This window comes from Liquorilactobacillus ghanensis DSM 18630 (assembly GCF_001435235.1).
In the GTDB taxonomy this organism is placed as follows: domain Bacteria; phylum Bacillota; class Bacilli; order Lactobacillales; family Lactobacillaceae; genus Liquorilactobacillus; species Liquorilactobacillus ghanensis.
In genome coordinates this window covers 100505-122333 of the sequence record NZ_AZGB01000030.1, presented here as the reverse complement: position 1 = coordinate 122333, position 21829 = coordinate 100505, and the positions used below count along the sequence as shown (strand labels likewise).

The 21829-nt window shown below is 36.9% G+C and carries 16 protein-coding genes; 4 read left to right on the top strand and 12 right to left on the bottom strand.

What is annotated here, in order from left to right; genetic code table 11:
- Positions 1 to 69: 69 nt before the first annotated feature.
- Complete coding sequence (locus FC89_RS12185; RefSeq protein WP_057872804.1) at positions 70 to 1422, bottom strand: threonine/serine exporter family protein; 1353 nt, start codon at positions 1420 to 1422, stop codon at positions 70 to 72.
- Between the two features lie 418 nt (positions 1423 to 1840).
- Here FC89_RS12185 and FC89_RS12180 point away from each other — a divergent pair, with 418 nt between their 5' ends.
- Entirely contained in the window at positions 1841 to 2779 is a 939-nt protein-coding gene (locus FC89_RS12180) for an L-lactate dehydrogenase (RefSeq protein ID WP_057872803.1), read from the top strand.
- Positions 2780 to 2878: 99 nt separating this feature from the next.
- Here FC89_RS12180 and FC89_RS12175 read toward each other — a convergent pair whose 3' ends face one another.
- The 3 genes from FC89_RS12175 to FC89_RS12165 form a co-directional block, all read right to left on the bottom strand.
- Positions 2879 to 4132 carry a chloride channel protein gene (locus FC89_RS12175; RefSeq protein ID WP_057872818.1) on the bottom strand — a complete coding sequence of 418 codons (1254 nt, stop codon included), beginning with the start codon at positions 4130 to 4132 and terminating at the stop codon, positions 2879 to 2881.
- A 484-nt stretch (positions 4133 to 4616) separates the two neighbouring features.
- Positions 4617 to 6038: an anion permease gene (locus FC89_RS12170; RefSeq protein ID WP_187329670.1), complete on the bottom strand. Its 1422-nt coding sequence runs from the start codon at positions 6036 to 6038 to the stop codon at positions 4617 to 4619.
- Positions 6039 to 6066: 28 nt separating this feature from the next.
- On the bottom strand, positions 6067 to 7689 hold the full coding sequence (locus FC89_RS12165; RefSeq protein ID WP_057872802.1) for a malolactic enzyme: 1623 nt from the start codon (positions 7687 to 7689) through the stop codon (positions 6067 to 6069).
- Positions 7690 to 7823: 134 nt separating this feature from the next.
- Between FC89_RS12165 and FC89_RS12160 the strand changes: the two genes are divergently transcribed.
- Complete coding sequence (locus FC89_RS12160; protein ID WP_057872801.1) at positions 7824 to 8723, top strand: LysR substrate-binding domain-containing protein; 900 nt, start codon at positions 7824 to 7826, stop codon at positions 8721 to 8723.
- Positions 8724 to 8899: 176 nt separating this feature from the next.
- On the opposite strand, the gene FC89_RS12155 is transcribed toward FC89_RS12160, so the two are convergent.
- Together FC89_RS12155 and FC89_RS12150 are read right to left on the bottom strand one after the other, a co-directional pair.
- Positions 8900 to 11554, bottom strand: a complete 2655-nt coding sequence (locus tag FC89_RS12155) for a YfhO family protein (protein ID WP_057872800.1) — start codon at positions 11552 to 11554, stop codon at positions 8900 to 8902.
- A 43-nt stretch (positions 11555 to 11597) separates the two neighbouring features.
- Positions 11598 to 13292 (bottom strand): glycosyltransferase family protein, encoded by a 1695-nt coding sequence (locus tag FC89_RS12150; RefSeq protein WP_057872799.1) that lies wholly within the window; start codon positions 13290 to 13292, stop codon positions 11598 to 11600.
- A 301-nt stretch (positions 13293 to 13593) separates the two neighbouring features.
- Here FC89_RS12150 and FC89_RS12145 point away from each other — a divergent pair, with 301 nt between their 5' ends.
- Both FC89_RS12145 and FC89_RS12140 read left to right on the top strand, forming a co-directional pair.
- Positions 13594 to 14598: an LCP family protein gene (locus FC89_RS12145; protein WP_057872798.1), complete on the top strand. Its 1005-nt coding sequence runs from the start codon at positions 13594 to 13596 to the stop codon at positions 14596 to 14598.
- Positions 14599 to 15089: 491 nt separating this feature from the next.
- Positions 15090 to 16208 carry an iron-containing alcohol dehydrogenase gene (locus tag FC89_RS12140; protein ID WP_057872797.1) on the top strand — a complete coding sequence of 373 codons (1119 nt, stop codon included), beginning with the start codon at positions 15090 to 15092 and terminating at the stop codon, positions 16206 to 16208.
- Positions 16209 to 16293: 85 nt separating this feature from the next.
- On the opposite strand, the gene FC89_RS12135 is transcribed toward FC89_RS12140, so the two are convergent.
- The 6 genes from FC89_RS12135 to FC89_RS12110 all read right to left on the bottom strand — a co-directional run bounded on the left by FC89_RS12135 (position 16294) and on the right by FC89_RS12110 (position 21644).
- A complete protein-coding gene (locus FC89_RS12135; RefSeq protein ID WP_057872796.1) occupies positions 16294 to 16635 on the bottom strand; it encodes a hypothetical protein in 342 nt (113 codons plus the stop codon).
- A gap of 199 nt (positions 16636 to 16834) precedes the next feature.
- A complete protein-coding gene (locus FC89_RS12130; RefSeq protein ID WP_083485502.1) occupies positions 16835 to 17578 on the bottom strand; it encodes an amino acid ABC transporter ATP-binding protein in 744 nt (247 codons plus the stop codon).
- A gap of 20 nt (positions 17579 to 17598) precedes the next feature.
- Entirely contained in the window at positions 17599 to 18285 is a 687-nt protein-coding gene (locus FC89_RS12125) for an amino acid ABC transporter permease (RefSeq protein WP_057872795.1), read from the bottom strand.
- A gap of 21 nt (positions 18286 to 18306) precedes the next feature.
- Positions 18307 to 19137 carry a transporter substrate-binding domain-containing protein gene (locus FC89_RS12120; protein WP_057872794.1) on the bottom strand — a complete coding sequence of 277 codons (831 nt, stop codon included), beginning with the start codon at positions 19135 to 19137 and terminating at the stop codon, positions 18307 to 18309.
- Between the two features lie 19 nt (positions 19138 to 19156).
- Complete coding sequence (locus tag FC89_RS12115; RefSeq protein ID WP_057872793.1) at positions 19157 to 19996, bottom strand: dimethylarginine dimethylaminohydrolase family protein; 840 nt, start codon at positions 19994 to 19996, stop codon at positions 19157 to 19159.
- Between the two features lie 4 nt (positions 19997 to 20000).
- Complete coding sequence (locus FC89_RS12110) at positions 20001 to 21644, bottom strand: peptidase M20 (RefSeq protein ID WP_083485501.1); 1644 nt, start codon at positions 21642 to 21644, stop codon at positions 20001 to 20003.
- Between the last annotated feature and the right edge of the window lie 185 nt (positions 21645 to 21829).

The following is a 21829-nucleotide window of genomic DNA, read 5'->3' as shown; positions in this document are numbered from 1 at the left end:
CAATTACTTACTTTTCATCATAACAAAAAAAGAGCTTAATATTACAAAGAATAATTCCGCTACTTTTTTTTAATCAAAATGACGCCATTCTTTATCCAAAATAACTCGAGCAACAAATAAACCTAATGGCAAAAAGATAATAATCAGCATTGCCCGTGTCATCCACAAGGCCCCCGGACCAATCGAATTAATTCCAATATTATAAACAGCACGATAAATATACAAACCAGGAACCATAATTACTATTGAAGGAACTGTTAATGAAATTCGTGGATAGCCAAAAGAACGATTTACCGCTGAAGCAATCAATCCGGCTGTCAGTGCACCAAAAAAGGCTGCAGCTGCGGGCGGTAGGGCTGTTAAATCCACCAGCTCCAAACGTAATGTATTCGCAACTGCACCAATCAGTCCAGCTGTTGTCGCCATTTTGTATGAACTGTTAAACATAATTGAAAAACCAAATACTCCGCAGAAACTAGCCGGTATGCGCAATAGTAACAACATTAACGGGCTTAATCCCAACTCCAAAAAGTTTTCTGGTCGAAAATTAACTAAAAGCGCAATTAGCCACCCTACTAAAGAAGCAATCGTTGTGATCATCAATGCATAAGTCAGTCGTTCTAAACCTGAACGCAGATCCAATTTAGAAATATCCAAGAAACTGGTAATAAACGGAAAACCTGGAATTACAAACAACATCGAACCGATATACCCGTCTTCATGATGCGATGAGATATTAAATCCTACTTGCAGGATACGAAAAGCCAACAAATAAGCTAAACAAGCCACTGCGACCCCTACCGCTAGAGAAACTAAAGTAGTTACTTTTCGTTTGCCTAATTGAACGCGTGTCCAATTTCCAATTCCAGCTCCTACAAAACAACAAATCATTTCTGGCAGACCACCGCCCAGCAAAAAAACGAAGGCACTGCAGGCCAAGGCAGCGGCAAATCCAGATATTAGTGGAGAATAATTTCCCGGCTTATGTTGAATTTTGTCAATTTTTTCATGAATCTGTTTGAGTGTTAATCCTTGACACTCAGCAGCAAAATTATTAGTAAAATGTTCTAAATCATTCAATTTGTCGGTATTGACACCGGTATTCGGCAAAGCAAGTGACTGCGAATAATTTCCTTGCGGGCTATAACAAGTGTATTCTAACGAAATCAAACCAATATCAGCCGAACAGGTCAAATTTAAATAACGAGCAACTTTATTCATCGCTTCTCTGACCCGCCACGCTCCTGTACCACAGGCTAGCATCAAAATACCAACTCGTCCGACCAACATCGAACGTTCTTTCAAGCTGGCTTTTTGAGCAGGAACTTTAGCATTATCCAGTAACTCTTTCCAATGAATCGTCATATGGTGCCGATTAGAAATACGAAATTTTCTTGCAATTATCTTTTTATCAGAATTCATTTCAGTCTTATGCTCCTCAAAAAATAAGTTCGCTACCTATTTTGCCTTATTTTACCAGTTTTTTCTAGGTAAATTATTTACCAATCATTATAAATAAATCACTCTCAGATAAAATAGCGCTGCCAAGTTTATTCTCTAAAGCTCTGTCAAAAATAAAATTGATTTCATTTAATATAATTACAGCTGATGCTCTAGTGCTTTGCTCAATGAAATCGCTAAAAATCTTTGATTTGATCATTCTATCAGTGAATAAGATTAATTTTCACTAATAATTCTAACAAAATATCAGATAAATAGTTATCACACTTTCATTAATAAGTATTTATTTAAATAAAGCTTGACTTAATTAAGATTGTGAATTAGAATTCTATTAATTTATGATTAGCATGATTAATCATTTACTATAGGGGGATTTATTATGACTAGAAAAGTCGGTGTTATTGGATTAGGTCACGTTGGTACAGCAATTGCAAATTATTTAATTTTCTCAGGTGCAACTGATGAACTGGTTTTAATTGACAAAAATGAGTTGAAATTAAACGCTGAGGCAACTGATTTTGCTGATGCAGCCGCAAATTTGTCTGCTCATACCAAAATTATTGTCAATGATTATGCCGCTTTAGCTGATGCTGACGTCATCGTATCTGCACTTGGAAATATTTCACAACAAAATGATGATGCTAAGCATGATCGTTTTGTTGAATTAGCTTTTAACCAAGCCGCTGCCAAAGAAGTTGGTACAAAAATTAAAGAAAGTGGCTTTAATGGTGTTTTAGTGTCAATTTCCAACCCTTGTGATGTGATTGCAGCTCTTTTTCAGAAATTCTCTGGACTGCCTGAGAATCAGGTCATGGGAACCGGAACTTTGCTTGATTCAGCTCGTTTGAAGAAAACTGTTGGTCAAGCTTTACAAGTTGATCCCCGGTCAGTAACCGGCTATAACTTAGGAGAGCATGGAAATTCACAGTTTACGGCTTGGTCAACTGTGAGAGTTTTTGATCAACCCATCACAGCCTTGGCTGCAGAAAATGAAGAATTAGATTTAGATACCCTGGACGAATCTGTTCGGGCTGGTGGCTATGCTGTTTTTCATGGTAAACATTATACCAATTATGGAATTGCTGCTGCCGCTGTTCATTTAGTCAATGCCATCTTAAGTGATTCACACGAAGAATTGCCGGTATCATATTTTCATACGGAATACGGAATTTACATCTCGTCACCGGTAATCATTAGTAAGCAAGGTATTGCCAAGAAAATCAAACTTGACTTGACTCCCGCTGAAAAAGAAAAATTAGCAAAATCGGCTGGATATGTAAAAGATCGCTTCACAACTGCTTATGCTGAATTAAAGTAACTTAAAAATAAAATTGTTAATTTGATATCTTTATACAGATTACTACTAATAAATAGAGCTGAACAAAATGGTACCTTTGTTCAACTCTATTTATTATGCTTATTGTTTTTTTAAAAATAATTGCGAGACCATTACTGCTAAAATCACACTTAAACCTAGTGGTAAAAACGCAGAATAAGATAAATGACTAATTTCGATGATCATAAACAACGCCATTAACGGGGCTTGTTGTGTCGTTGCCAACAAACTGCAGGCACCGATTAAAGCACACTGCGCTAACGAAAGCTGTGGAACGATATTAATAAAGAGCAAGCCACTCAAGACACCGATTGCAGCTCCAAGTGAAATTGATGGCGTCAAGGTACCGCCGGCTGCTCCTGTACGAATAGTAATAACGGTGACAATCGCTTTAGCTAAGGCTCCAAATAATAAAACAGCAACTAATTTTGTACCAGTTGTATCAAAAGCTAACTGCGCTAAAGCACGTCCGTTTCCCATAATCTGCGGAAAAAAGATAGAGATTGCTCCAGTCAAAGCGGCAGCTAATGGCAATTGCCACAATATTTGCCGATCTTTGGTTTGCCGAGCTTCAGCCCACTTAAACGATTTACGAAAATAAGCCCCAATAATACCGCATAATGGTGCCGCTACGAGCACAAACGGTAAAATTAATAACGGAAAATTAGTAGTTGGAACTTGATAATATGGACCAAATCCCTTGACTAGCGATCCCATCAGCATGGCAATCACCGACATGGTCAAACTCACACTGATCGTCCGCAAATCAATTTTTTTTAACAAAATTTCTACACAAAACAACATTCCTGTAATTGGAGCAATATAAATTCCTGCAAAGCCTGCCCCTGCTGCTGCGGCAATCAGCAGTCGCTGATCCGCTGTTGACAATTCTGCTAGATGCCAGCGTTTGAGTAACCGATTCCAGTGCTGAGCTATCATTGCTCCTATTTCTCGCGGTGCTAATTCACGACCGATCGATCCACCAGTTCCAACATAAAAAATCTGTGTAGCAACATGGATAATCGTTTGATAAAAAGGCATCTCCTTTCCCTTTAAACCATTAGCAATAGTAACTGGTGGTCTGACCTTGGTTCGAATAATCCACCAAATAATTGCTGCGATCATTCCACCGACAACAACTGAAAGCAAACGATGAATTCCTGAAACTCCCAATGCTGCTGGAACAGCAGCCGATTCTTTGAAGTTTAAAAACAGCCGCTCAATAAGATCAAGAAATAAACTTAACAGTAATGAACTTAAACCGACAGCAACTCCTAAAAATAATGTTGAAATAATTAATGTAAGCTTTTCTTTAGTTAGCAATATTTTTTTCATGAGACTATAATAGCACATTTTTTCACCACTTCATTTACTGATACCGATTTCATTTTTTTAAAATTTTGATACCAGTAAATTCAAGCTAAACAAAAAACTACAACCAAACAATAAGTTTGTCGCAGCTTTTCTTACTTTATTATTAATTACAATTTTTCATATTGCTTTTCAAAAATCAAATTATCTATATTAGTTGTATTATGAGTCTAATCAACAGAATTGCCAGCGCCCATAAGGCAATACTTGGTAAAATTGCATATTTAAGCCCTCTGAAAAATTCCATGACCAGTCGCTCCCTTCTGACTACATCCATCATAAAGCGACTTGCTGACAAAATAAATTAATTAGCTCAAGCTTAAGATAAACATTAGAATTTTCAGAAAAAAGCAAATTTATTTAAGAACTACTACTAAAAATCGGTTCTGTTAAGCTGCCATTTAAAACAGCTTTAAAAAGAACCGATTTCAAATAAAATATCAAATTTTTAATAAACTCCGATAACTTTCATCCAAATTGTTCCAATTCCTAACCAAACAACTAGATAAAAAATACCCAAAATTGCGTTTAACCGCCACCAATCCTTTTGCGCTACATAACCAGCGGAAAATAAAATTGGTGCAGGACCATTACTATAGTTAGTTGTCGAAGCAAACAAATTACCAAAGAAGCCGAGCATCAATGCTGCCAACATTGGAGGAACTCCGGCTGCCACAGCTACAGCAAGCAAGGCTGTATACATTGCACTCACGTGAGCAGTAGCACTGGCAAATAAATAATGTGAGTAAAAATAAAATAGAATCAGGATTACTAAAACCAGCGGCCAACTCATGCCATGTAAGCTATGCGAAATTGATTTGCTTAACCATGGAATAAAGCCTAACAAATTTAATTGATCAGCCATCATGACTAAGACTGAGAACCAAGTCAGCGTATTCCAAGCACCTTTTTCATGCAAAATATCGTCCCAATTTAAAACGCCGCTTAACAACAGCAATGCTAAAGCAATAAATGCTGTCAAAGTTGCATCAATTGCTAAGGTGCTGCCAAGAACCCACAAAACCAATGCCAAAATGAAGATCACTGCCATCCATTTCTCGGCTGTTTTCATGGCTCCCATTTTTTTAAGTTGCTCTTCCGACCAACTATGGGCATTAGGAGTTTCTTTAATTTCCGGTGGATACAATTTGTAAATTAAGTAAGGAACTGCAATCAAAGAAATAATTCCTGGAACCAGTGCCGCAATAAACCAACCCATCCAAGTCAAATGGATATGCGAACTCTTAGCCAACGATTGTGCTAAGGGATTGGCTGCCATTGCCGTCATAAACATCGCAGCTGTTATCATATTTCCATGAAATTCACCAAAAGTCAGGAAAGCACCGATCTTGCGTTCGGTATGCTTTTCCGGATCCGAACCAAAGGAATGTGATAAGGAATTGATAATTGGAAACATAATTCCACCAGCCCGCGCCGTATTGCTGGGAGTTGCTGGAGCTAAAATTAAATCCACTCCAATCAATGAATACATCAGCCCCAGCGTTTTCTTACCAAACATTCTGACAAAGATCAAGGCAATCCGCCGACCTAAGCCAGTTTTGATAAAGCCACGGGAAATGAAGAATGCCATGACAATCAGCCAAATGCTGCTATTACCAAATCCTGCCACAGCGTCATCAACTTTAACGACACCGGTTATTACTGTAACAGTAAAACCAATTATAGCTACTGCACCGATCGGCAGCGGCTTAGTAATACATCCTAAAATTGTCGCAACAAAAATTGCCAGCATCAGCCAAGCAGCGCTAGTAACTCCTGTTGGTCGAATTGGTGTTAAGGCCCACAAAATCAGGCCGACGATCACAGGTAAAATAAATTTCTTATAATCTATCTTCTCTAACAAAACCAATTCACTCTCTTTTTAATATTTCTACTTTTTAGTATTTAGGTTGCCACTTAGTTTGTTTAATAGCAGCTGTAACATCTGAAATTTTTTCACGAGTTAAATTTTGCTTAACCGCACTCTTCGCAACAGCTTGTGCAACTGTTTCTGAAAAACGGTCCAGTTTTGAAACAGGTGGTAATACAGCCGCACCAGGTTGAGTTGGATCAACAATGCCACCTAATGAATGAGCGGCAGCTGAAATCATTTCATCATTCAAAACTTTAGCCGTTGAAGCAATTACTCCCAAACCTAAGCCAGGATAAACCAAAGCATTATTTGCCTGGCCGATTTGATAAGCTACACCTTGGTATTCAACATCAGCAGCCGGAATACCAGTAGCAACCAGTGCTTGGCCTTTAGTCCACTTAATCAAATCTTCAGCTTTGGCTTCGGCTAATTTTGTTGGGTTCGATAATGGGAAGATAATCGGTCGTTTAGTGTGAGCAGCCATTTCTTTAACAACTGCCTCGGTAAATGTACCTGGCTGAGTTGAAGTACCAACCATAATCGTTGGATGAACTGCTTTGACAACTGCTAATAAATCGGTCAACTCGTCGGCATTGGCAAATTCTGAGCGAGAACGAGCAAATGGTTTTTGTTCTGGGGTCAAAGTCTGATCATCATCAAATAATAATCCCTGTTTATCAACTAGATAAAAATGCTTTTTAGCTTCAGCTGGAGTCAATCCCTGCTGCAAGAATTCATCATAAATTCGTTTAGTGATACCAGCTCCAGCAGTTCCTGCTCCAAAACAAAGATACTTTTGCTCTGTCATCTTTTCCTTAGAAATGTTTAAAGCACCCAAGATTCCAGCTAAAACAATGATTCCAGTCCCTTGAATATCATCATTAAATGTTGTAAGTTTGGTTTGATATTTATTCAATAAGTTAGCAGCATTATCACGACCGAAGTCTTCAAAATGCAAATACAAATTAGGGAACAGTTTTTCAGCTGCTTGTACAAATTGATCAACAAACTGATAGTAACGATCACCCTTGATCCGGGTATGGCGATTGCCTAAATACATTGGATCATCCAGTAATTTCTGATTGTTGGTTCCAACATCAAGCACAACCGGCAAAACTTGGCTAGGATCGATTCCAGCTGCTGCGGTATAAACCATCAATTTACCGACAGCAATATCAACCCCATTGGTTCCCCAATCGCCAATGCCTAAAATTCCTTCAGCATCGGTAACAACGATCAAGCGAATCTGCCGATCACCAGCCGCATTTTTTAAAGAACTTTCAATTAAATCCGGTTCATCAATTGATAGAAAAGTTGCATTTTGCGGTTGAACAAATAATTCACTATAATTCTCAATCGTATCGGCAATTGTCGGATCATACACAATCGGCATAAATTCAACAATATGCTGACTAAACAATTTATAGAATAATACTCGATTTTCATTAAAGATTTCCATCAAGAATAATCTTTTTTCCAAATTTGAACTCTTAGTCGCAAATTGAGCATAGGTCTGATCAACTTGCTGATCGATCGTCTGAACATACGGTGGCAATAGACCATCTAAGCCTAATTCTGCACGTTCTTTCTTGGTAAAAGCCGTTCCTTTATTTTTGAACGGATTATTAATAATTGCTAAGCCTTTCATATAAATACCCTCTTTATCTTAAATTGTCTACAGCATAACCGATTGCAATTTTTATAGTCAAAGGTATTATTTCTAATAAGATTTGTTTATAATAGCCTTAAAAATACAGATAAGTCAGTAAGGAGACACTTCCTATGAATACTAAGGATCTCGAATATTTTATAAAATTAACTGAAATTAAAAGTTTCTCTAAGGTTGCCAAGGACTTTTCCGTTAGTCAGCCAGCCATTACCTTTGCCTTGAAACGGTTGGAAAACGAATTAAATACTAAGCTAATCATTCGCTTTCGTGCTCAAAAGGAATTAATTGTCACCGACAGCGGCAAACAATTATTAGAACACGCGAAACGAATCCTGCTTAATTATCAATTAGCCAAAAAGGAAATTGACAATAGCCGTTTACAGCGATTAGCCCTTGGTTTACCACCAATTATTGAAAATAACTATTTTCCGCTGATTGCTAAAAACTTAAAAAACCGTGGTTTATTGGATAAAATAAAAACTTGGGAATATGGTTCAAAAACCACTTTGACTGCTTTGCAAAATGGAGAAATTGATTTGGCATTACTTGGGTCAATTGCTCCACTTAGTGATGAAAAAATCTATACTGAAGAATTCGATCGGCAGCCGTTTGCAATTTTCGTTTCTCGCCATCACCCGCTGGCACAGACCAAACAAGTTTATTTTCGTAAATTAAAAAATGAAGATTTCGTTCTTTTTAAAGATGGATTTATTCATAATCAAGCCTTCAACTTATTAGCTTCACGTAATCATTTACGACCACGAGTTATTTTTCGTTCTAATGGGACTCATAGCTTGATGAACTTGATTGCTCAAGGCGTTGGCATCGGTTTTTTAACTTCGGTAATTAACCCGTTGCGAAATGATATCGTAAAGGTAAAGTTGCTGGATCAAGACCTGCCCCACTTTGTAACCAGTATTGCTTACCGCCGCTCACATATCTTTAATCCGCTACAGCAAGAAATTCTAACTGAAATTCGAAATTCTCTGACTAATAGTCATTTGGAAAAATAATTCAGCAACTTTATCTTGCTGTTATAACTTCGGCTGATCTCACAGTAAAAAGAAATTAATTTTGACAAAATAAACGGGACTGGACAAATTATTAGTTTGTCACAGTCCCGTTTTGCAAGCCAGTTTTAAAGACCAAGCTAGATATTGGAAATACCAAATATCGCCCAAACTGCTGCTCATTTTTTCTTTTTCAAAGTGTTCAAGCTTGCATCCCTTGATTGCCTTAGCTGCTGTCCAGCAAATCTTGCCCAAATCAAATAAAAAACCACTGCACTAATTGATAGCCAAGCCGCGGTAACTAAGCCAGGAACATGATAAGTCAATGAAATTCTAGTAGTGTTTTTAGGAACTCTGACGACCATCATTGAACCTAAAGCCCGCTTGATTTTCAATTTTTGTTGACCATTGTTTGCCGTCCAACCTGAATCAGCAGGAATAGCTAAGTATAGCCAATATCCATGTTTACGTGGGCTAGTCTGAGCCGTTAACTCAGTCTTCCAGCCGTTAGGTCGATAGTGCAATTGAACTGCAGTTTGACTTAATTGCCTGCGCAGTTGGTTAAAAGCTGTTGCATCAAGACTTTTTATTTGTAATTTTTGCAAAATTGCAGCATCAGCAGCTGTAAAAGTTAATTTAAATTTTTGACCCGCTTTGAATGTTCCTAAATATTGAATTGATCTGAAACCATCCAAGTTTTCATCCGTATGAATTATTCGATGATTATCAATTTTGATTGAAGCATAATCTAACCCATTACGCGTCAAATTTTCCAAATAAACCGGTCCGGTCTGCTTGGCTTGTAACGTTATGGCATGCTGATAAATATAATGCGACTGTAAAGTTCTTGAGTCTTTACTTTTTAAGATTTTTACAGTCTTAAAATAATGACTGTTTTGTTGATGCAATACTTGTAAAATCTTTTCTTGATTGTTCAAAGCCGAAAAGTTTTTTTGTTGCAATTGCAACTTGAGAAAGCGCGATGGAACAGAAAAACCCATTCCGATAAAACCTGACTGGGACTCAACTGGCTGATTTTCTGGACTAAACTTAGCAGAAAACTTGATTCCCAACAATAAATCAGTTACCCGTGTTAAACCAAAAGAACTGATTCGACGTTGATTGTGACTGAACAAACCAAGCGAATATAAAGTCTTTCGCACTGAATTATTCAAAGTCGAGCTGTAGTAATTGATATCATGAAAACCAAACAGCATGGGATCATTGTAGTTGTTATAAGGTTCTCGATAAGCAGTATTGATCAAAGTATTCTGATTATCAATGCGAAACAGTACTCGTGACGATCTAGTCAAATTTTGCAACTGCTTGTTTTCCAATTGATAAGCAAACTGATAGTTCTTTTGATTTCCAAATGGAATTCGTGCAAGATAAAGATTAAAATTAAACATCAACTCAATAATCGTCAGCCCTAATACCCAAGTTTTAATTCTGCTTCGTGGTCGAAATCTAAGCAATTGTGTTACCAGCAAAACCAAACCTAAACTAATCAGCAAAATACTTAAACCCGCAATAAAGTTTGTCGGTAATATGATTGCATTACCACTAGCCCAAGTTGCAATCTTGGCTAAACTTCTTTGTTGATCAGCTAACCAGCCGATGATCAGCAATAGTAAATAAGTGCCTAACAAAAAATTTCTTCGTTTGCGTGATAAATGTTGAAAAGCGTTGTTCTGCCATCCTTGATAAGCCAGCATAATTATAAAAAAACTAACAAAAAAAGCATTACGAAAAACGAAGCCGGCTGGTTTTTGTCCTAAATGCCAAATTGTATTAGTTAAGCGCAGCCAAAGTGTCGCCAATAAAAGTAATAAACAAATTCCACTGCGCTGCCGCAATTTACGGTTGATTCGCCGATCAAGTAAAAAAGATCCGAGCAAAACTATTGCTAGAGTTGAACAAAAAATTGTCGGTGCGTGCTGCAAGCGCTGCTGATAAGAAGTCGCCCCAACCGCTAATTGACTGAAAAAACGCAATCCAAACTCCGGAACCAGCAAAAAATTATGCCAGTTATTTTGCGTCTTAGCGGTTTGCAACATTCCCAAAAAAGTCGGCCATAAAACAACTGTTGCTGATGCAACACTGAAAATTCCAGTAGCTGCAAAACGGCTGCTTGCTTGCCAAAATGTTAATTGATCAGCTTGTTTGGCTGCAAAAAAACGGTAACCAAAATAAAAAAGGGCAAACCAACAAGTCATATACCCTAAATAAAAATCAGTTAAAATGCTGATTGTCAGCCATCCAAAGAAGCTACCTGTTTTACCGGTATCAATCAACTTGTCCAAACCATTAATTATCAACGGCAGCCAAACCAGCGCATCTAACCACATAATATTAAAAAAGTAAACTACCACAAAACCGGATAAAGCAAACATTAACCCAAATACAGCACTCTGCCAACTTTGCCGACGAAAATGCTGCTGCAAAAAATAAGTCATTGTTGCTGCAATAGTGGCAATTTTCAGCATAATGATCAAGCTAAGCATCATTGGAATATCAGCGGCACTGGGAGAAAGAAACATAATTATATTAAACGGACTCAGTAAGTAATAGGCAATTAACGGCAGTAAATTACCGCCCAACGATTGCGAAAATGAATATAACTGAAAATTGTGTGTTTCGACTGCATGATAAATATTAGTAAAAAAAGATAAATATTGTGTCCCCATATCACTGATCAATAAGTTTTGCTTGCCAAATGGTGTTAACCCCTGCATAACAAATATTATTGTCACCGCCAGCAGTGCTAAGCCAAATGCTAACCATTCATACTTAAAATCAACAAACAAATTTCTCAGTTTTTTATTTGAAAACAAATTATTCACCGCCCGATTATTAGTATTAGAGTTCTAACTAATTTCACAATAATAAATATATTCCTGAAAACAAAGCAGCCACCTCTGACATGAATTGTCCAGTAAGCGATTTGCTTTTTAAAGAAATTTTATTTTCCCCGCGTTTTAGCCTAATTTGGAAAGTTAAGCGATCGGAAGCTTTAAATTGCTGTCGTTGGTGATTAACAAGTAATAGGTATTTTATTCCTTGATATTTCAACCATGGTAAATTCACTTTTTGCAAATGCGTACTATTAATTTTAATTATCAATTGATTATTGCGATATTTAGTCAGCGGTAACTTAAAACTTCCACTGGCCGTTAAAACTTTTTGCTGCAAAATTGATTTGTTGGCGATAAAAGCGCGTTCGGGATAATAATCAGTATTATCACTAGCTTTAACAAATTTTGAGTATAGTCGATCATTGATCCAATAATGCCTTCCTAAAGCTTTCTTATTCAAATCAGCTAACTGATCTGACTTTTTATCTTGATAAAGCTGCGATTTTTCAGCACTCAAAGTCGGAAAAACAACCAGTAATAGCAATAAGCAGCTCCAAATTAACTTTCCTTTAATTTTCCAGCGATATACAATGCTGTGAAACAAAGCAGCAATCAACCAGGATCCATTTAATGCCAGGAAAAGGCTGGCAATCGTCAACAAGCGCCAAGGAAACTGAATTATAGCTATTGGCGTCCGCTGTAAATATGCCCACGGGAAAAAAGTTGTTGTGCAAGCAACTAGCAAAACCAGTAATATCCAGCTCCAACGATAAAAAAGCGGCATTTTGCGCCATAACAAAAGACAGCCAATTAAAATCAAAGGTAATAGTAAACCAAGATTCTTGGTTAATTGATCATTAAAAGCTAGACGTAAGAAATTACCTAAACTTGGTAATTTACCGGTCGGACTGCGCACTAAATTATACTTGGCTGGAAAATGGATATTGTTGAATAGTGTTAGTTTAACTAATGGATACAATTCAAATAAAAGCAGCATTAAAGTACTTAAAATCAATTTCCCTGCTGCTGTTAATCTAGCTGCAAAATCCCTTGGCCGCAAAATCAACCAACCAATTAGCCAGCTGCCTCCTAAAAAAAGCAAACTTAATGCCAGTGTCAGTACATGTGAATACCCGACCAACGTTAAGCCAATCGTGCCAAACTTCCATTCACTTGGCCGCCCTTTTAATACTTGATACCCACCGTAAAAAATTAACGGCAAAAATAACATTGCCAGCCATTCTCCTAAGTCAAATCTAATAAAGAGGTCGGTTACATGGTAGATTGAAAAATTATAAATAACCGCAAACAAAGCACTCTGCAACTGATCATTATCAGTAAAACGTAATAATAAAAAATAACTGAGCCAGCAACCAAGAAAACTATAAATCACAATCGTTGTATAAAGTGCAAAAATTGGCTGCTTAAAAATGATTTGCAGCAGTGCAAATGGCCATAATGTCAAACTAGGATAAAATGCCTGCACAGCAACACCAGTATTTTTAAAAGACGCAAAGTTCAATGGATTCAGCAATGAATTATGAAAGCGCAAGTCATTAACCAATTCAGTAATTCTTGCCAAATGGAATTTCAAATCATTAGCACTGTAAAAACGACCTTGTTTGCCAAAAATCCAACAACTCCAAATACTTAAAAATAAAAACACTATTAATACTAAATAATTAAAGCGCCGTGAGCGAATTTTATTTGCAAACATAACTTAAAGCTCCCATCATTATACGAATGTTCACAAATATTCTAACAACAGTTGTTGCTTTTAGTTAAGTTTAACCTTAATATTAAAGTAAGTTTATTTTAAATAGCACTTTATTAAACTTCTTAACAATTTTTAAAATATAATCACTTAAAAGGATTAAAATGGTAATCAATTTATACAGGAAGTTAAATATTTTTTAAAATCTGTACGTTTTTTTTAATTAACAAAATTTCAATTCTTTTCACTACAATTAATGTTTAAAATAAGCCTATATTGAATTTTTTTAAGGGAGAGCAAAGCTGTGAATGACGAAGAATTAACTGATTTAAGACGAAGCCGTAATCATCATCCTCAAGCGCACCATCACCGCGGTTGTATGATTCTGATATTATTTTTAATCCTATTGATAGGCGGTGGTTGGCTCATCTGGCGGCACCTTAACCCTACTTCCCATTTTTCAAACTTGAAAACTGTTTCCAATTCGACTTCTAAAATTAAACAGTCAAGTGGAACTTTCAATGTTCTAGTAATCGGCTCTGATGAACGGAAAAATCAAACAGATGGCCATACTGATTCTATGATGTTAGTCCATGCTAATTTAAAAACCCATCAATATCATGTTTTAAGTATTCCCCGTGATTCTCGAATCTATATGCCAGGGTTGGGATATACTAAGTTAACCAGTGTCCAAACCGTTTATCAAACTAAATATGGAGCAAAAAAAGGTATATTTAAAGCTGTACAAACCATCTCAAGTTATTTAAACGTTCCCATCAATTATTACTTAGAAACAAATTATATGGGTTTTCGTTCAATGGTTGATGCCGTTAACGGAATTAATATGGACGTTCCATTCAACGTAACACTGACCCATCCATGGTATGCCGAAGATCAAAACAAAGTAATTACTAAGGGGCAGCACAAACTAAACGGTAAAATGGTCACAGAAATCGTTCATGAACGCGATTCGGTACCTGGAACTGATTTTGGTCGTCAACAATTACAAGAAACAGCTTTAGTTGCCATCATCAATAAAATCACTGACCCTGTCAATGCCTTCAAAATTCCAGCTTTGGCAAATTCTATGTCAAAATTTCTAGTAGCAACGAATATGAGTAAAACTGATATGATTAGTATCGGTTTAGCAGTTAAAGACAATTTTGATGCTACTAAACAGGTTCATTATTTACAACTTCAAGGGAAAAATGAAGTCCTATATGACGATATCTTAGAAAACTATAACGATGAAATCGTCTTACAACAAAGTCAGCTGAAAAAAATTATCGATCAGAATTTCAGTAATTAAATTAAAAAATAGTTGATATTTTTTAATTATTAGTCCTTTAATTAAACAAATGAGCCAGTCTCCGTAAACGTTAGATTTTTAATCTATCTTTTTTGGAGGCTGGCTCTTCTATTATGTTGAGCAGGTCGTAATTATAAAATCTGCAAGGTAAGGGAAATAACTTTACAAATAACTGTATTTAAACTATTTTAAAAGGGACATTAATTACTGATTAGCAGTAAGTTGCTAATATTTATGAAAATATCTCTTTTTTTAAGAAGTGAAATCATAAAACCAAGTAAGTAAAATTTACGGAGGTGGTAGCTACGAAGGATTGAAAAATAATTATTTACAGCACTTTCTCTACCGAGTTAGCGGGAATTATAACTGTTGGTAATTAAGATTGAGAAAGTTGAAGCAACTCCAGCTTTAATTACCAAACCTTGCTAAAGCAAATCACAATTGCACAACAAGGAAAATTTCAAAATAATAAATTAAACGAGGCTTTTCAAATGGAAAATTTCAGTATTCAACCAATTATTAATCTGACCGACAATCTGTCTTCAATGTTTAAAGAATTAGCTGTCAATAAAGACGATGTTTTGCTGACAACCAAACACATCATTGCACCTTACTTAAATCCAGCTGATTTGCCGCTTGATGTTATTTATCTGGAAAACTATATTCATGGCGAACCAACGGATAAAGCTGCCGATCAATTGCTTAAAAAGGCTAATGAAAAAGATTATCGGCGGATTATTGCAATTGGCGGTGGTTCAGTAATTGATAATGCTAAACTATTAGTTTATGGTGGCAACAAAACGATTACTGAGATTGCCGCAACTGGCAATCAGCTTCCTAAAAAGCGGCAACTAGTAATCGTTCCAACGACAACGGGGACTGGTAGTGAGGTTACCAATGTTGCAGTCTTTAATTTTTTGGACAAGAAAACCAAGGTTGGTTTAGCTTATCCTTCAATGTTTGCTGATCAAGTTTACTTGATTGGTGACTTGACCAAAAGCATGCCCTATAAAGTTTTTGCTACCAGTTCAATTGATGCCCTAGTTCATTCGATTGAGTCTTACCTTTCTCCTAAGGCTACTTCATTCAGTCGAATCTTTTCGGCTGCGGCGATGAAGATAATTATTCAAGGTTACTTGAAAATTATTTTAGCGGATCAAATTGGACATACCCCACAAGGAGCTTTGCTGCAAAAATTTTTAGAAGCCAGTACTATGGCTGGAGTTGCTTTCAGCAACGCCGGCTGCGGTCCAGTCCATGCACTAGCTTATCCAATTGGTGCTACTTATCATATCGCTCATGGTCAATCAAATTACTTGGTATTCAACGGAACTTTCAACAAATATCAAGAGCTTGGTGCTGATCTTAGTGCATTGGAGCAAATTCTAGCCGAAATTTTGCCAGTTAAACCCGCAGACACATTGACTGAACTAAATAAATTAATCAATCATATTCTGCCTAATCAATCACTAAGTCAGATTGGCATGACAAGCGAGACTTGCCGCCAATTTGCTGCATCAGTTATTAAAAATCAGCAACGATTGTTGGTCAACTCACCAATTAAGTTGTCTGAAACCGATGTTGCTGACATTTACCAAAGCCTACTTTAAATCAGCTATTTGAATATCAAAAAGCACCCCCTCAAAGAATTGCTTCCGCAATTTATTTCTTTGAGAGGGTGTTCTCTTATTTAATTTAATTTTGTTTGACGATTTGTTGAACCTCTTGATCAAGCCAACCAATCAATTTAGGAGCATCAGCTCGAAAATCAGCAATAAAACTGGACCCTTGAGGTTTAATCGTTCCCACTGGATGACCGATCGCATCTGTGACAATGATCGACTGGTCACTTTTTTCCCAAGCAGCTTCCCAGTAGGGACCTTCCAAAGCTTCTTCCAACATTGCTCGAACATTTTCCAAAACTGCAGCTAAAATCACAGTGTCTTCGCTGGCTTTTTGTCCATGAGCTTGCTCCCATGCTAATTTGACAGCTACTTCTGGTAAACTTACTGGAATAAAATTGCTTAAATCATTCATCGATTTCTAATTCTCCTTAATCAGCGTTATTCTAGTAATTATTATACTCTACTGTCAACCGCTCTTATTAAAAGTTTAACTTCGATCCAGTATTCATAATAACCAAACGGACTGCCTGCTTGAATTTCAGCAAAATCAACATGTTAAACTTGGTAGAAACTCATCAAAGAGACCCGACAAGAAAATTGTCAGTGATCATTCACATTACTTTTGAAAGAAATTCTTTAGTTCGAGGATTAGTTGTCGATTTGAAAATATGTTCAGCGCTGCCGCTATCTGCTATCTGACCCTGATCCATAAACAAAACTTTATCCGCCACATTTTGTGCAAATGCCATTTCATGCGTAACGATGATCATTGTCATTCCATTAGCTGCTAGTTGTTCCATTACCGTTAAAACATCCCCGACCATCTCTGGATCTAGGGCTGACGTTGGTTCGTCAAATAACATCACTTCTGGATTCATTGCTAATGCTCGGGCAATTGCAACCCGCTGTTGTTGACCACCGGATAACGATTGCGGATAAGCAGCTGCCTTTTCTGCTAAACCGACCTGTTCTAAAAGCTGCTCAGCTTGCTGCTTTGCTGCTTCACTTGAAGCTAACTTTAATTTTATTGGTGCGAAAGTAATATTTTCCAAAACTGTTTTATGCGGAAATAAATTGAACTGCTGAAATACCATTCCCATTTTTTGCCGCAACTGATATAATTTTTCTTTACCAGCGTTCATCAGATCTTCATTTTCAAAGCGAACTTCTCCGCTATAGTCACCCTCTAATCGATTTAAGCAACGCAGCAATGTACTTTTCCCACCACCGGAAGGTCCGATCAATACCACTTTTTCACTTTTTTTAACCGTGAAAGAAACATCTTTCAAAACAACATTGTTACCATATGCCTTTTTCAGGTTATTTACTTCAATAATGTTTGCCGAATCCGTCATTTCCTGCACTCCTTTGAAAATTAGTTGTTTTGAAGATATTTTTTGCCCATTTTTTTCTCGGCTAATTGCATTAATTGCGACAAAATAAATGTCAAAACAAAATAAATAATCGCGGCTACAATCAGTGGTGGAACAAAATTATACAGTGTCCCGCCAACTCCCAAAGCCTGAGCTGTAACTTCTTGGACACCAATATAAAATAGGACAGATGATTCTTTAACCAAGGAAATAAATTCATTACCCAATGCCGGCAGAATATTTCGAACTGCTTGCGGCAAAACAATTGAAAACATAGTCGTTTTTTCACTTAATCCTAAGGACAGCCCCGCTTCAGTTTGACCTCGAGAAATCGAGATAATGCCTGAGCGAAAAATTTCAGCTGTATAAGCTCCTGAATTAATTCCTAAAGCAATTGAACCCGGAATTACCCGATCAAGCCCTGAACCTAAAAATTGAATCTGCGGAACCGAGATAACTTTTGATAAGGTATAATAAATCAGCATAACTTGAATCATCGCCGGTGTTCCGCGAACGATTGCAATATAAATTCTCGCTAGATACTCTAAGACTTTAAGTTTTGATTGCCGCATCAAAACAAAAACCAATCCCAACAAAATCCCGATTAGAATTCCAATAATTGAAATCAAGATAGTCTGGGCGGTACCTTCAATAAAAACCGGATAATACTGTTTCAAAAAGCCAAACATGAACTGCCCCCTTAATAGACTTTATTTAGTACCATATTTTGCCTGCAAATCTTGTGCCTGCTTAAATAATTTTGTCATTTCGCCATCTTTTTGCAATTTGGTTATGACCTTATTAATTCGCTTGAGCAAAGCTTTATCGGATTTGCGAACCGCTACGTTAACCGAACGCTGATCTTTCGGTGTTGTCAATTTAACTTTAGCAACTGCATACTTGTTAGGAAATTCCCGCAAATAATTATCTGCAATTTCATTTTCAACAACTACACCTGCTAGTTTGCCTTGAGAAAGTTCAGTTGTCAAGCTGGTTAAGACGCCTTCAGTTACAACATTTGAACCTTTCAACTGATTTTTAGCAATTTGTTCCTGAGTCGTCGTCTGCTGTGCCCCAATTTGTTGGCCTTTAACTGATGCTACCGTATTATATTTATCAGCATCCTTTTTTTGAACTAATAATACATTTTTTACTGTGTAATATGATTTAGAAAAGGCTACTGCTTTTTTACGCTGATTGGTTGAAACCATCCCAGCTAAAATCATATCAATTTTATTGTTTTTCAGTTCTGAAATCAGTGATGGAAATTCGGTGTTTTCAATCTTTAATTTTACACCTAGATTGTCGGCAATTTTTTGAGCAATTAACATGTCATAACCAACAACTTGTTTTTGGCCGTTTTTAACAATTGGAAACTCAAATGGTGCGTAGTCGGCCGAAGTTCCAACAACGATCGTCTTTTTATCTTGAATTTTTTTAACACTGTTATCTTTTTTGCCACTTGAACAACCAGCTAAGACAACCATTAAAGCAGCTGCCGCACCCAAAAATGCTAATCCTTTTTTCCATCCCTTTTTCATATTAGTTTCCTCCCATTTGTTAATTACGGCTCAACGGAAATGTCATACAATGCGGTCCCCCGCCTGCTTTCAATGTTTCGGTAATATCTAATTCAATTACTTCCATGCCATGGGCAACTAGGGCTTGATTAACTGCTTGATTCTGCTTTAACGAAATTACGCGATTTTTGCCTAAACTTTCCAAATTACAACCATGCTTGAAAATTGCTGCTTCCGGTACGGGGATAATTTCAATCTCCAACTGATTCAATAATTGCAAAAACGCTGGTGGCAATCCCTCCTGGTAAGCAACTGCCAAATGATCGGCAACTAGATTAAAACACATATCTAAATGCAGATAACGCGCATCAGCCGGTACGGGGTAAACTTGGTAACCATATGCAGCTAGCCCAGCTTGAACCTCTGCAAAACCAGTTTGATCCGTGCGCTGCAGTAAACCGACTGCAATCGTTTTTTCATTTAAGAAAGCAAAATCACCTCCTTCAAAAAAGCCGTCTTTAACTTCAACAATTTTTGGAATTCCTAACGCTTGCATTTTAGCTTCATATGCTTTTCGTTCAGCAAATCTGATTGGTTCTTTAAAACGTCCTAAAATATAACCTTCTTTAACACAACCGCCAAAATCACGGGCAAAAACCCCATTTGTCATTTCTGGTCGTGCCGGTAATTGCTCGACTGTAATTCCGGCTTGTTGATAAGCTGTAATTAATTGCTGATATTCAGCCGCTAATTTGCTCTGATCAAGCAATTCAAATTGATATTTTTTAGAAATTTCATTAATCGGATCAGCTTTAGTTAAGTAAGTCGGCGGACTTGTCAAAACTCGTTTTAATTCTGCAGTTCCATCTTTGACAAACATTGCGTCACTCCTTTGTGTTCTTCCAAACAGCAGTCGTAAAATCACGAATCAATTGCGGTAAAACTTCAAATGAATATGGTTTATATACCCGCTCCTTCCAAGTATGTGCTCCTTTACCATAAACTCCGATATCCAACGCTGGGATACTTAATGATCGCATTTGGTCAAAAGGTAATGGATAAATTTGAGCAGCTAACGGAAAATTTTCCTGCAAACTTACCAGCTCTTGCGCTGACTCATCAATTGCCAAATAACTGCTGTCAGATAAATAAGGAAAGAATTCTTTCAACTTGAAATTTTCAGCTGCTGGCTGTTGTTCTAATACAGATTGCAACTGCCGATAAACATTCGAATCAGTATCTAAACTGTTATGTGGGCAAAATGGTGGAGCCGCAAATAAAATAATTTTTGCTTGGTTATCATTGGCCTGTTGTTCCAAGAAATCAATTAATTGAAAGCCAGCCGCCCGTTTATCAGTAATATCGACCGTTCGTTTAAAACCTGTCAACAGTTGCTCAACTGGCAATTGTTGTTGCCGCAACGATGTCAGATATTCTGCAAAAGTATAAACAACTACTTTTTTATTTTCTGCCGTTGCTGGAATCTCAAGTTTTTCAAAAAATTTCTGCTGCCGCTTTGTTAATGTTGCTACCAGTTTTTCACAATCAGCCGCAATCGCTGTTTTAAATTCTGCCAGCAATTCGACGGCCGGTTTGCGATAAGTAAAAGTATTAAAATACATCCGCGTGACTTTAGCAGTTTGAACGTTGTAAAAGTCTTTTTGATCACGTAAGAATAAACAAGTTGACGGCAGCACCTCTTCGGTCGGAATAGTTTCAACCAGATCAGGATTGTTATTTAATAATAGATTGATTCGACTGGCCAGCAGTGTTGAATCAATTCCGGAATAAGGGTTGCCAACATGCGTTTCAATTCCCTTAACATAACAACAAGTCAGCATTTTGCCAGCAGCTCCATAATAAATATATTTGTTTGGATCACCGGAATACTTGGGACTAATAAAATCGGTATTAATCGCGACTTGATAGTTTAAATGCTCTTCAATTTGTAAACGATGCAATTCGCTTAAAGCGGCAATTACACCACTATGGTCATTTTCTTCCACGCAATTACCCATAAATAACAAGTTCCCTTGTAATTCATCCATATGTTCACTGTAATAAAGCAAATTCATTAAATTAACCGCATCACCGCTTTTCATATCTAACGCTCCACGGCCGAACAACCAATCACCAGAAGCCGCATCCTGCTGGACTTCTTTATCAGCCTGATAGTGGCTGAAATATGTTTGTAGTGCTGCTGGATCAAAAGCTTTTGCTTCAATTGCACCAAAATCCTTAACTCCCACCGTATCAAAATGCGAATGGTAAATGATTGTTTTGCGACAATCGGTCTTCTTTAGTAAAGCAAATACATTTTTGCGTCCAAGCTGATCGTCAGGAATTCTTTGGGTCCATACCCAATCGGGATGAGCCTTAAAAACTGGGAAACTGCGCAAAATTCTAACCAACTCGGTGGCAAGCGCCGTTTCACCAACTGTGCCATTAATACTGCTGATGCTTACCAGTCGTCGGGTCAATTCCTCAATTCTTTCACCTTGCTGCAAATCTTTTAATTTTTGGTACATAAGCATCACTTCTATTTTTTAAATTTAATTTAATCGAATTATAATTTATTAAAAAACGCATGTCAATTAATATGACATGTGACATCCGCTTGTTTTTTCTATTTTTAAAAGCAATTTTATGCAAAAACGTTTCTTTTTTAAAGCAATACTATTAGGTCAGCTTAATAAAATATATGATTTTTAAT

Bases quoted from the DNA above. Each gene is read 5' to 3' on its own strand.
- FC89_RS12175 (WP_057872818.1), bottom strand. From the start codon at position 4,132: ATGAAAAAAATATTGCTAACTAAAGAAAAGCTTACATTAATTATTTCA.
- FC89_RS12135 (WP_057872796.1), bottom strand. From the start codon at position 16,635: ATGAATGATTTAAGCAATTTTATTCCAGTAAGTTTACCAGAAGTAGCT.
- FC89_RS12165 (WP_057872802.1), bottom strand. From the start codon at position 7,689: ATGAAAGGCTTAGCAATTATTAATAATCCGTTCAAAAATAAAGGAACG.
- FC89_RS12140 (WP_057872797.1), top strand. From the start codon at position 15,090: ATGGAAAATTTCAGTATTCAACCAATTATTAATCTGACCGACAATCTG.
- FC89_RS12150 (WP_057872799.1), bottom strand. From the start codon at position 13,292: ATGTTTGCAAATAAAATTCGCTCACGGCGCTTTAATTATTTAGTATTA.
- FC89_RS12130 (WP_083485502.1), bottom strand. From the start codon at position 17,578: ATGACGGATTCGGCAAACATTATTGAAGTAAATAACCTGAAAAAGGCA.
- FC89_RS12120 (WP_057872794.1), bottom strand. From the start codon at position 19,137: ATGAAAAAGGGATGGAAAAAAGGATTAGCATTTTTGGGTGCGGCAGCT.
- FC89_RS12180 (WP_057872803.1), top strand. From the start codon at position 1,841: ATGACTAGAAAAGTCGGTGTTATTGGATTAGGTCACGTTGGTACAGCA.
- FC89_RS12125 (WP_057872795.1), bottom strand. From the start codon at position 18,285: ATGTTTGGCTTTTTGAAACAGTATTATCCGGTTTTTATTGAAGGTACC.
- FC89_RS12160 (WP_057872801.1), top strand. From the start codon at position 7,824: ATGAATACTAAGGATCTCGAATATTTTATAAAATTAACTGAAATTAAA.
- FC89_RS12185 (WP_057872804.1), bottom strand. From the start codon at position 1,422: ATGAATTCTGATAAAAAGATAATTGCAAGAAAATTTCGTATTTCTAAT.
- FC89_RS12110 (WP_083485501.1), bottom strand. From the start codon at position 21,644: ATGTACCAAAAATTAAAAGATTTGCAGCAAGGTGAAAGAATTGAGGAA.
- FC89_RS12115 (WP_057872793.1), bottom strand. From the start codon at position 19,996: ATGTTTGTCAAAGATGGAACTGCAGAATTAAAACGAGTTTTGACAAGT.